We start from the raw sequence: 10,960 nt of genomic DNA on the forward strand, positions 1-10,960 counted from the left end.
GGCCATAGGCGTGCAGGTCGCCGAACAGCGAACGCTTCCAGCCGCCAAAGCTGTGATAAGCCACCGGCACCGGCAGCGGTACGTTGACACCGACCATGCCGACTTCGATCTCGTCGCAGAACAACCGCGCCGCTTCGCCGTCACGGGTGAAGATGCAGGTGCCGTTGCCATATTCGTGATCGTTGATCAGTTGCATGGCTTCTTCCAGGCTGTTGACCCGAACGACGCACAGCACCGGCCCGAAGATCTCTTCTTTATAGATGCGCATTTCTGGCGTGACGTTGTCGAACAGGCAGCCACCCAGGAAGAAGCCTTCCTCGTGGCCAGCCACGGTCAGGCCACGGCCGTCCACTACCAGCGTCGCGCCGGCGGCTACGCCGTCTTCTACATAACCGCTGACCTTGTCGCGCGCCTGGCCAGTCACCAGAGGCCCCATGTCCAGACCGCAGGAAGTGCCGGCACCGATTTTCAGCGCCTGGATTTGCGGAACCAGTTTGGCCACTAGAGCATCTGCGACCTGGTCACCGACACACACGGCCACGGAGATCGCCATGCAACGCTCGCCGCAAGAACCGTAAGCCGCGCCCATCAGTGCGCTGACGGCGTTGTCCAGGTCTGCATCCGGCATCAGCACGGCATGGTTCTTCGCACCGCCCAGGGCCTGAACGCGTTTGCCGCGCTTGGTGCCTTCGGAATAGATGTATTCGGCAATCGGCGTCGAACCAACGAAGCTCAGCGCTTTGACTTCCGGCGCTTCGATCAATGCGTCCACCGCGGTCTTGTCACCATGCACCACGCTCAGTACGCCTTTAGGCAGACCAGCCTCCAGCAGCAACTGGGCGATCAACAGCGTCGAGCTCGGATCACGCTCGGACGGCTTGAGGATAAAGCAGTTGCCGCAGACGATCGCCAGCGGGTACATCCACAACGGCACCATGGCCGGGAAGTTGAACGGAGTGATACCGGCAACCACGCCCAGTGGTTGGAAGTCCGACCAGGCATCGATATTCGGTCCGACGTTACGGCTGTATTCGCCTTTGAGAATTTCCGGAGCCGCACAAGCGAACTCGACGTTCTCGATACCGCGCTTCAGTTCACCGGCCGCATCTTCCAGAGTCTTGCCGTGTTCTTCGCTGATCAGTTGAGCAATACGCGCCTCGTTTTGCTCCAGCAGTTGCTTGAAGCGGAACATCACTTGGGCACGCTTGGCCGGCGGCGTATTGCGCCAGGCCGGGAATGCAGCCTTGGCCGCGTCGATGGCGCTCTGGATGGTTTCGCGGGTCGCCAGCGGCAACTTGTGAATAGCCTGGCCGGTAGACGGGTTGAACACATCAACCGCGCGACCGTTCTCGGTCACCAGTTCGCCATTGATCAAATGCGGAATAACGCTCATGGAAGCTCCTGAAAAGTTGTCCACAGGCGCTCGCTTCGGAGCGCCTGTTGTTTGTAGGTATATAGAAGGAGAAATCAGTCAATCTTGCTCAGCACTTCGCCGACCGCGTCGAACAGACGATCCAGGTCCTGCGGCTTGCTGTTGAAGGTTGGGCCGAACTGCAGGGTGTCGCCGCCGAAGCGCACGTAGAACCCGGCTTTCCACAGCGCCATGCCGGCTTCGAACGGACGCACGATGGCGTCGCCGTCACGCGCTGCGATCTGGATCGCGCCGGCCAGGCCGTAGTTGCGGATGTCGATGATGTTCTTGGTGCCTTTCAGGCCATGCAGCGCATTTTCGAAATGCGGCGCGACTTCGGCCACGCTCTGCACCAGGTTTTCCTTTTGCAGCAGGTCGAGTGCGGCAAGACCCGCGGCGCAAGCCACCGGGTGCGCGGAATAGGTGTAGCCGTGGGGGAATTCAACCGCGTATTCAGGCGTCGGCTGATTCATGAAGGTCTGGTAGATCTCGGAGCTGGCAATCACCGCACCCATCGGGATTGCACCGTTGGTGACTTGCTTGGCGATGCACATCAGGTCCGGGGTCACACCGAAGGTGGTGGCGCCGAACATGGTGCCGGTACGACCGAAACCGGTGATCACTTCGTCGAACACCAGCAGGATGTTGTGCTGGTCGCAGATTTCACGCAAACGCTTAAGGTAACCCTGTGGTGGAACCAGTACGCCAGCGGAACCGGCCAATGGCTCGACGAACACAGCAGCGATGTTCGATGCATCGTGCAGTTCGATCAGTTTCAGCAGTTCGTCAGCCAGGGCGATACCGCCCTGCTCCGGCATGCCACGGGAGTAAGCGTTGCTTGCCAGCAAAGTGTGCGGCAGGTGGTCGACGTCCATCATCGCCTGACCGAACAGCTTGCGGTTGCCATTCACGCCACCGAGGCTGGTGCCGGCGATGTTCACACCGTGGTAGCCACGGGCACGGCCGATCATTTTGGTCTTGGTCGACTGGCCTTTCAGACGCCAGTAAGCACGCACCATCTTCACGGCGGTGTCAGCACACTCGGAGCCCGAGTCGGTGAAGAACACGTGGTTCAGGTTGCCCGGGGTCAGGTCGGTGATTTTCTCAGCCAACTGGAAGGACAGCGGATGGCCGTACTGGAAGCCCGGCGAGTAATCGAGGGTACCCAGCTGCTTGGCGACCGCTTCCTGGATTTCCTTGCGGGTGTGCCCGGCGCCACAGGTCCACAGACCGGACAGCGAGTCGTATACCTTGCGGCCCTTGTCGTCGATCAGCCAGCTGCCTTCGGCGCCAACGATCAAGCGTGGGTCGCGCAGAAAGTTACGGTTGGCGGTGTAAGGCATCCAGTGAGCATCGAGCTTGAGCTGGCTGGCCAGGGAAGTCGGGGCGTTTTCAGGCTGGTTCATGGGCGAAACCTCGCAAGGCAATAAGCGGCGTAAGGATTGAAAACCGTTGTTGCAGCTAAATTGCCACGGAGATAAAGTCGGTGAAATGCAACTCTTCTAATGTTCAGTCAGCCCATTACTAAACTTTTGAGTAACCCGCATGAGCACTCGCCGTCCCGATCCGCTGGCCCAGGTCAGCGACTTTGATATTCGCCTGCTGAGGATCTTTCGCAGCGTGGTGGAATGCGGCGGCTTCTCCGCGGCGGAAACCGTACTGGGCATCGGGCGCTCGGCGATCAGCCAGCAGATGAGCGATCTGGAGCAACGTCTCGGCCTGCGTCTGTGCCAACGTGGACGTGCCGGGTTTTCCCTGACAGAAGAAGGTCGCGAGGTCTATCAATCGGCGTTGCAACTGCTAAGTGCACTGGAAAGCTTCCGTACCGAGGTCAACGGCCTGCACCAGCACTTGCGCGGCGAATTGATCATTGGTTTGACGGACAACCTGGTCACCCTGCCCCACATGYGCATCACCCATGCCCTCGCGCAATTGAAGGAACGCGGCCCGGACGTGCAGATCCAGATCCGCATGATCGCGCCCAATGAAGTCGAACAAGGCGTGCTCGACGGTCGCCTGCACGTCGGCGTGGTACCGCAGGCCAGCGCACTATCGGGGCTGGAGTATCAACCGCTGTATAGCGAGCGGTCGCTGTTGTACTGCGCAGTCGGCCACCCATTGTTTTATGCCGACGACAAACAACTGGACGACGAACGCCTGAACAGTCAGGACGCCATTGCACCCACCTTCCGTTTGCCGGCAGAGATCCAGGCCCACTACCAGGCGCTCAATTGCACCGCCAGCGCCTCGGACCGTGAAGGCATGGCGTTCCTGATCCTGACCGGACGCTATATCGGTTACCTGCCGGATCACTACGCGAGTCTTTGGGTGCAGCAAGGTCGATTGCGCGCGTTGAAAGCGAAAACGCGCTTCTATGACCTGAGCCTGGCGTCGGTCACACGTAAGGGGCGTCGACCCCATCTGGTGTTGGAGAGTTTTCTCGAGAGTCTTGCGGCGACGCGTTGAATTGCATAATTGAAGAAGTCCTGTGGGAGCGCCGCACCGTCGCTCCCACAGTAGATTGGTTTTGCCCCAAATACTTGTCTGTAGCCTGCGGGTACGCTATCAACGCACAGGTTGCACCCACTCATCTTCTCGGAAGTGCCTATGACCTTTGAAGTCCCAGCCCACGGCGCAAAACCCCTCAGCCGCATTCGTCAGAAAAACGAAGAGACCATCATCAAAGCCGCCGAAGACGAGTTCGCCCGTCACGGGTACAAAGGCACGAGCATGAACACCATCGCCCAGAATGCCGGGTTGCCCAAGGCAAACCTGCATTACTACTTCACCAACAAGCTCGGTTTGTACGTGGCGGTGCTGAGCAACATCATCGAGTTGTGGGACAGTACCTTCAACACCCTCACCGCCGAAGACGATCCGAGCGAAGCATTGACCCGTTACATCCGTGCGAAAATGGAGTTCTCCCGACGCCAGCCACAAGCCTCGCGGATTTTCGCCATGGAAGTCATCAGCGGCGGTGAATGCCTGACCGAGTATTTCAACCAGGATTATCGCACCTGGTTTCAGGGCCGTGCGGGCGTGTTCCAGGCCTGGATCGACGCCGGTAAAATGGACCCGGTCGACCCGGTGCATCTGATCTTCCTGTTGTGGGGCAGCACCCAGCATTACGCCGACTTTGCCACGCAGATCTGCCGCGTCACCGGGCGCACCAGGTTGACCAAACAGGACATGGAAGACGCCGGGGACAACCTGATCCGCATCATTCTCAAGGGCTGCGGCCTGAAACCTGCCATCTAAGTAGCCATTCAGGTACGTATGCCATTTACCCTCAGCGGTTTTTGCGAATACCGCGAAGAGATTCGCAAGAGCCGCTTCATTACCTTCGCCGCGCCAGTCTCCACCCCGGCCGAGGCCCAGGCGTTCATTGAACAGCACAGTGACTTGAATGCCTCGCACAACTGCTGGGCGTGGAAACTCGGCGATCAGTATCGCAGCACTGATGATGGCGAGCCCGGCGGTACGGCCGGCCGGCCGATTCTGGCGGCGATCGAAGCGCAGGATTGCGATCAGGTCGTGGTGCTGGTGATTCGCTGGTATGGCGGCATCCAGCTGGGCACCGGTGGGCTCGCCCGGGCCTATGGCGGTGGTGCAAACAAATGCCTGCAAGCGGCACCGAAGATCGAGCTGATCAGCCGGGTGCAGCTGCGTTGCGCTTGCGGATTTGCCGAATTGACCCTGGTCAAGCTACGGGTGGCTGAGGCAGGCGGGTTGGTTGTGGATGAAACCTTCACCGCCAATGGTGTCGAGTTACAGTTGGCCGTGGGTGATGCGCAAATCGACATCCTCCAGTCACAACTGGCCGATTTGAGTCGTGGACGTATTTTGTTGCAGCAGCGCTAAAAAGCTTCAGCACAAGCTGCAATCTTTTGGGGCACGCTGCTTTTTCACTTATTCCATATTTGCCCACATCTGCTGTGCACCCGGCTGTGGATAACCTGAGCACATACGGCTGTAACCCTTGTGTCATACGGCTTTGCGGACTTTGCTCAATTTTCGTCCTATTTGCCATCAAGCACATCAAATTCAAATAAAAACAGCCAGTTACAACGGTTTATCGCCTTTAGAAGAAAGCCACTCAGTGCTTATACCCATGCTTTGAGCTTGCGCACAAATACTGTGGAGCAATCTGTGGATAACCCGTTCATGGCCGTCTCGACGCCCTGCACGGTATGGCGTGTGGTCGGTTGCTCATTTTTTGAGCAAAACCGCACGAGCAAAATCGGGGCTTGATTTGCACCATTGCCCCCATGTGGTGCCGGACTCTGCGTGGCACATATGAAAGCCGCGTACTCAACGCCTCTGCTCGCTGGACTTCGACATTTTCCTGACCAGATGGCCAGAAAATTGCTTTATCCACAGGCACAAGTCCAATAGCACCGAGCCTGTCATGCCCAATCACGCTCTAATCCTCGATCCGGTTCCGCGCCTGCAACTGCGCAGAATCAGCAAACGCTATCCCGGTTGCCTGGCCAACGACGCCATCGACCTGACCATTGCCCCTGGCGAGATCCATGCCCTGCTCGGTGAAAACGGCGCGGGCAAAAGCACGCTGATGAAGATCATCTACGGTGTCACCCACGCCGATTCGGGCGAGGTGATCTGGCAAGGTCAGCGGGTGAGCCTGCGCAACCCGGCCCAGGCGCGCGGTCTGGGAATCGGCATGGTGTTCCAGCATTTTTCGCTGTTCGAAACCCTGAGCGTGGCGCAGAACATTGCCCTGGCCATGGGCGCGGCGGCAGGCACACCCAGACAGCTTGAGCCGAAGATTCGCGAAGTGTCCCGCCGCTACGGCATGACGCTGGAACCGGAGCGACTTGTCCACAGTCTGTCGATCGGTGAACGGCAAAGGGTGGAAATCATTCGCTGCCTGATGCAGGACATCCGTCTGCTGATTCTCGATGAACCGACCTCAGTGCTGACTCCGCAGGAAGCTGACGAACTGTTCGTCACCCTGCGCCGGCTCGCCGCTGAGGGCTGCAGCATTTTGTTCATCAGCCACAAGCTCGGGGAAGTCCGCGCGTTGTGCCATAGCGCGACGGTACTGCGCGGCGGACGGGTGGCCGGGCATTGCCTGCCGGCCAAGTGTTCGGATCAGCAGTTGGCGCGGTTGATGGTCGGTGAAGCGGCGGAGTTGATCGCAGACTATCCGAAGGTTACCGGAGGTGATGCGTTCCTTGATGTCCGTGGCTTGTCCTGGCACAACCCGGACCCGTTTGGCTGCTCGCTTGCCAACATCGACCTTGAAGTGCGCCGTGGTGAAATTGTCGGCATCGCCGGTGTCGCCGGCAATGGCCAGGATGAGTTGCTGGCCTTGCTCAGTGGCGAAGAGCTACTGCCTCGCAACGTCAGCTCGACGATCCGTTTTGGCAAGGAGCCCGTCGCCCATTTGCGCCCCGATGCACGCCGCCAACTTGGCCTGGCATTCGTCCCTGCCGAACGCCTGGGACATGGTGCGGTGCCAGAGTTGAGCCTGGCGGATAACGCGCTGCTGAGCGCTTTTCAGCAAGGATTGGTGAGTCACGGTCTGATTCTGCGCGGCAAAGTCGAAGCGCTGGCCGAGGAAATCATCCGTCGCTTCGGTGTGAAGACGCCCGATAGCCAGACTCCGGCCCGCAGCCTGTCCGGCGGCAATTTGCAGAAATTCATCCTCGGCCGGGAAATCCTTCAGCAACCCAGACTGCTGGTCGCCGCGCACCCGACCTGGGGGGTGGACGTCGGCGCGGCCGCCACCATTCACCGCGCACTGATTGCCTTGCGCGATGCCGGCGCGGCGATCCTGGTGATCTCCGAAGACCTCGACGAATTGTTCCAGATCAGCGACCGCCTCGGTGCCTTGTGCGGCGGTCGACTGTCCGCGCTCCACGCCACTGTCGATACGCGCCTGAGCGATGTCGGCGGCTGGATGGCCGGCCAGTTCGACACCCCTCAATCACTCGCATCCGCCACGCGCTAACGGAGTGTCACATGCTGCTTTCCCTTGAACCCCGTGGCCAGCAATCGCGCCTGATGCTGTGGTGCTCGCCATTGCTGGCGGCTGCACTGACCCTGGGCTGTGGATCGTTGTTGTTTATCGCACTCGGGCACGACCCGCTGTTAACCTTGCACACACTGCTGATCGCGCCGGTCAGCGACCTGTATGGTGTCTCCGAATTGCTGGTCAAAGCCCTGCCGATTCTGCTGTGCGCATTAGGCCTGGCCGTCGCCTATCAGGCGCGCATCTGGAACATCGGCGCCGAAGGTCAACTGCTGCTCGGTGCGTTGGCCGGCAGTGCACTGGCAGTGAACATCATTGATATACAAAGCCGCTGGGCACTGGTGCTGATCCTGCTCACGGGCTCCCTGGCGGGTGCCGCGTGGGCCGGCCTGACGGCGTGGTTGCGTACACGCTTCAACGCTAATGAGATCCTGACCAGCATCATGCTCAACTACATCGCACTGAACCTGTTGCTGTTCTGCGTTCACGGCCCATTGAAAGACCCCGCGGGATTCAATTTCCCCGAGTCAGCGATGTTCGGTGACGCCAGCCGCTTGCCGCTGTTGATGGAGGATGGCCGGGTGCATGCCGGAGTGTATTTCGCCCTGCTCGCGCTAGTGGCGGTTTGGGTGTTGTTGCAGAAAAGCTTTGTCGGTTTCCAGATCAAAGTGCTCGGGCTGGACAAACGTGCCGCCGGTTTTGTCGGCTTTCGCGAGAAGCGCCTGATCTGGCTTGTGCTGTTGATCAGCGGCGGCCTGGCAGGGCTTGCCGGGGTATGCGAAGTCACCGGCCCCATCGGCCAGTTGGTGCCGCAGGTCTCGCCGGGCTACGGCTACGCGGCGATTACCGTGGCGTTTCTCGGCCGCCTGAATCCTGTCGGCATCCTGTTTTCCAGCCTATTGATGGCGCTGCTGTACATCGGCGGCGAAAGCGCACAAATGAGCCTGAACCTGCCGCAAGCGATCACCCAATTGTTCCAGGGCATGATGCTGTTTTTCCTGCTGGCCAGCGATGTGCTGATTCTCTACCGACCGCGCTTGAACCTGCGCTGGACCCGCCGCGCCCAAGCCACCGCCGTACAAGCAGGAGCGCTGTGATGGATATCGATCTGCTGAGCAATATTTTCTACGCCATGGTCCGCTGCGGTACGCCGTTGCTGCTGGTGGCGCTGGGGGAACTGATCTGCGAGAAAAGCGGCGTCCTCAACCTGGGCCAGGAAGGCATGATGCTGTTTGGCGCGGTGATCGGTTTCATCGTCGCGTTCAATTCCGGCAACCTGTGGCTCGGTGTGTCGTTGGCGATGCTCGCCGGGATGTTGTTGTCGTCGTTGTTTGCGCTGGTGGCGCTGGTGTTCAACGCCAATCAGGTGGCCACCGGTCTGGCCCTGACGATTTTCGGCGTGGGTCTGTCGACCTTCGTCGGTGCGGCGTGGGTCGGCAAGCCGCTGGCGGGTTTCGAGCCGATGGCGATTCCGTATTTGAGTGAGATCCCACTGATCGGGCGGATGCTGTTTGCCCAGGACCTGTTGGTGTATCTGTCGTTCGCGTTGTTCGCACTGGTGGCCTGGGTGATTCTGAAAAGCCGCATCGGGCTGATCATTCAAGCGGTCGGCGAAAATCCCGACGCTGCCAGCGCCATGGGCTTGCCGGTTTTGGTTGTACGCACGTTGGCGGTGTTGTTCGGCGGCGCAATGGCAGGGTTGGCCGGGGCTTATCTGTCCCTGGCGTACACGCCGATGTGGGCGGAGAACATGAGCGCCGGGCGCGGCTGGATTGCCCTGGCGCTGGTGGTGTTCGCCAGTTGGCGGGTGTGGCGCCTGCTGCTCGGCGCCTACCTGTTCGGGCTCGCCAGCATCCTGCACCTGGTGGCGCAGGGGTTGGGGCTGGCAATTGCGTCCAGTCTGCTGGCGATGCTGCCGTATGTCGCAACCATTGTGGTGCTGGTGCTGCTGTCACGGGACGCGCTGCGCACACGGTTATATGCGCCGGTGTCGTTGGGGCAGCCGTGGCAGGCTGGGCATTAAGAGTTGCCTGATCTGGCCTCATCGCGAGCAAGCTCGCTCCCACAAGGATAATGCAGTACCTGTGGGAGCGAGCTTGCTCGCGATGGCGTCCGCACTGGCAACACCTGAGCCACGCCCCACGCCAATTCAAACACCAGAAAAACCACCAGAATCGAACTCGCGCCACGGATCAGGGCATAGGCCTGCCAGGCCGAGAACAGGAATCTGCCCACGGCGTCATACCGCCCATAAACCTGCTGCGGATCACGAATCCGCAGCACCGACCATACGCAGACAATCGACCCCAGCAGATTCGCCATCAACATGTGCGCCGGTTCGAACGGTGGCAGCTCACCGGGCAAACTCAACGCCTGACTCACGCCCATCAAAACCCCATGCAACGCTGCAAAACTCCACGGCGTGACAAACGCGAGCATCACGATCAAGTCATACCAGGCACTACCTTGCACCAACCGGCGATATTGCGTTGTAGTCCACATCGACATTGCTCCATCAATTCAGGGAGCAACAAGGCTAAAGCCTGGAGTATGCTCCAGGGTCAAGCCCCCTCGGCGCGATCGGCAACAGCGTCGCTGCAATCTGGCAGTCACCCGATCCCGACAGTGCCGTCACGCAATTGCTGCAAGACAAACTCAAACTGATCGCAGCCCGCATGTCCGAACTCGGCGCGCTGCGCGACAAGTTGCAACAACGGCTGGGGCAACAGTGTCCATTGAATCCACGACTCTGAATTTTCAAGGAAGCCACTCATGTCCAAGGCAAAAACTGCACTCATCATCGGCGCCTCCCGGGGGCTTGGCCTCGGGCTGGTGAAAACCCTGCTGGCCGATGGCTGGCAAGTCACCGCCACCGTGCGCGATCCGCAAAAAGCCGAAGCCTTGCAGGCCTTGGGCGATGTGCAGATCGAAAAGCTCGACATGGACGATCAGCAGGCGGTGTCCGCCCTGAGCCAACAACTCAAGGGTGATGTGTTTGACCTGTTGTTCGTCAATGCCGGGGTCAAGGGGCCGGATGTCCAGACGCCGAACGGCGGCGCGACAATGGCCGAAGTCGGTCAACTGTTCTTCACCAACGCCGTGGCGCCGATCAACCTGGCCCAGCGTTTTGTCGACCGGATTCGCCCGGACACCGGCGTGCTGGCCTTCATGAGCTCGGTGCTGGGCAGCGTGACCATGCCCGACGCACCGGAGCTGGCGTTGTACAAGGCCAGCAAGGCGGCGCTGAACTCCATGACCAACAGCTTCGTCACTCAGTTGGGCGAAACCAGTCTCACCGTGCTGTCGCTGCACCCGGGCTGGGTGAAAACCGATATGGGCGGTGAAGGCGCTGACATCGACGTGGAAACCAGCACCCGTGGCCTGGTAGATCAGGTGAATGCGTATGTCGGCAAGGGCGGGCATCACTTCATCAATTACCGGGGTGAAACCATTCCCTGGTAACACCCCATAACCTGTGGGAGCGAGCTTGCTCGCGATTGCGGAGTGTCAGTCAACAACATCTGTGTCTGGTAAACCGCTATCGCGAGCAAGCT

10 protein-coding genes and 1 pseudogene are annotated in these 10,960 nt (G+C 59.8%); 8 read left to right on the plus strand and 3 right to left on the minus strand.

Translation table 11 applies throughout. The annotated features are described in order from the left end of the window. Window positions 1-1,393, minus strand: a 1,393-nt coding sequence (locus AC1DU9_RS28640) for a CoA-acylating methylmalonate-semialdehyde dehydrogenase (RefSeq protein WP_477811155.1), incomplete at its 3' end; no start/stop codon positions are given. A 74-nt stretch (window positions 1,394-1,467) separates the two neighbouring features. Next, on the minus strand, window positions 1,468-2,817 hold the full coding sequence (gene aptA / locus AC1DU9_RS28645; RefSeq protein ID WP_223462806.1) for an omega-aminotransferase AptA: 1,350 nt from the start codon (window positions 2,815-2,817) through the stop codon (window positions 1,468-1,470). Between the two features lie 139 nt (window positions 2,818-2,956). Between aptA and AC1DU9_RS28650 the strand changes: the two genes are divergently transcribed. The 6 genes from AC1DU9_RS28650 (at window position 2,957) to AC1DU9_RS28675 (ending at window position 9,429) form a co-directional block, all read left to right on the plus strand. Further along, window positions 2,957-3,877, plus strand: a complete 921-nt coding sequence (locus tag AC1DU9_RS28650; protein ID WP_477811156.1) for a LysR family transcriptional regulator — start codon at window positions 2,957-2,959, stop codon at window positions 3,875-3,877. Window positions 3,878-4,018: 141 nt separating this feature from the next. Next, window positions 4,019-4,669: a TetR/AcrR family transcriptional regulator gene (locus AC1DU9_RS28655; protein ID WP_223462804.1), complete on the plus strand. Its 651-nt coding sequence runs from the start codon at window positions 4,019-4,021 to the stop codon at window positions 4,667-4,669. Window positions 4,670-4,687: 18 nt separating this feature from the next. Next, entirely contained in the window at window positions 4,688-5,272 is a 585-nt protein-coding gene (locus AC1DU9_RS28660; protein ID WP_223462803.1) for an IMPACT family protein, read from the plus strand. A 547-nt stretch (window positions 5,273-5,819) separates the two neighbouring features. Then, a complete protein-coding gene (locus AC1DU9_RS28665) occupies window positions 5,820-7,385 on the plus strand; it encodes an ABC transporter ATP-binding protein (RefSeq protein ID WP_457266115.1) in 1,566 nt (521 codons plus the stop codon). An 11-nt stretch (window positions 7,386-7,396) separates the two neighbouring features. Beyond that, window positions 7,397-8,503 (plus strand): ABC transporter permease, encoded by a 1,107-nt coding sequence (locus AC1DU9_RS28670; RefSeq protein ID WP_477811157.1) that lies wholly within the window; start codon window positions 7,397-7,399, stop codon window positions 8,501-8,503. Then, complete coding sequence (locus tag AC1DU9_RS28675) at window positions 8,503-9,429, plus strand: ABC transporter permease (RefSeq protein ID WP_223462800.1); 927 nt, start codon at window positions 8,503-8,505, stop codon at window positions 9,427-9,429. The genes AC1DU9_RS28670 and AC1DU9_RS28675 overlap by 1 nt, the downstream gene beginning before the upstream one ends. Here AC1DU9_RS28675 and AC1DU9_RS28680 read toward each other — a convergent pair. Further along, window positions 9,426-9,908, minus strand: coding sequence for a hypothetical protein (locus AC1DU9_RS28680; RefSeq protein WP_477811158.1), 483 nt, complete (start codon window positions 9,906-9,908; stop codon window positions 9,426-9,428). The two genes, AC1DU9_RS28675 and AC1DU9_RS28680, sit on opposite strands and share 4 nt — an antisense overlap. A 68-nt stretch (window positions 9,909-9,976) precedes the next feature. Between AC1DU9_RS28680 and AC1DU9_RS28685 the strand changes: the two are divergent. Beyond that, window positions 9,977-10,159, plus strand: a pseudogene (locus AC1DU9_RS28685) (MerR family transcriptional regulator); the annotation flags it as partial. A 19-nt stretch (window positions 10,160-10,178) separates the two neighbouring features. Next, complete coding sequence (locus AC1DU9_RS28690) at window positions 10,179-10,868, plus strand: SDR family oxidoreductase (protein ID WP_223462798.1); 690 nt, start codon at window positions 10,179-10,181, stop codon at window positions 10,866-10,868. Window positions 10,869-10,960 lie beyond the last annotated feature (92 nt).

This window comes from Pseudomonas sp. P4_C1 (genome assembly GCF_056402155.1).

Excerpts from the sequence above, each read along its gene's own strand:
- aptA (WP_223462806.1), bottom strand. The coding sequence starts at position 2,817 with ATGAACCAGCCTGAAAACGCCCCGACTTCCCTGGCCAGCCAGCTCAAG.
- AC1DU9_RS28655 (WP_223462804.1), top strand. The coding sequence starts at position 4,019 with ATGACCTTTGAAGTCCCAGCCCACGGCGCAAAACCCCTCAGCCGCATT.
- AC1DU9_RS28660 (WP_223462803.1), top strand. The coding sequence starts at position 4,688 with ATGCCATTTACCCTCAGCGGTTTTTGCGAATACCGCGAAGAGATTCGC.
- AC1DU9_RS28665 (WP_457266115.1), top strand. The coding sequence starts at position 5,820 with ATGCCCAATCACGCTCTAATCCTCGATCCGGTTCCGCGCCTGCAACTG.
- AC1DU9_RS28670 (WP_477811157.1), top strand. The coding sequence starts at position 7,397 with ATGCTGCTTTCCCTTGAACCCCGTGGCCAGCAATCGCGCCTGATGCTG.
- AC1DU9_RS28675 (WP_223462800.1), top strand. The coding sequence starts at position 8,503 with ATGGATATCGATCTGCTGAGCAATATTTTCTACGCCATGGTCCGCTGC.
- AC1DU9_RS28680 (WP_477811158.1), bottom strand. The coding sequence starts at position 9,908 with ATGTGGACTACAACGCAATATCGCCGGTTGGTGCAAGGTAGTGCCTGG.
- AC1DU9_RS28690 (WP_223462798.1), top strand. The coding sequence starts at position 10,179 with ATGTCCAAGGCAAAAACTGCACTCATCATCGGCGCCTCCCGGGGGCTT.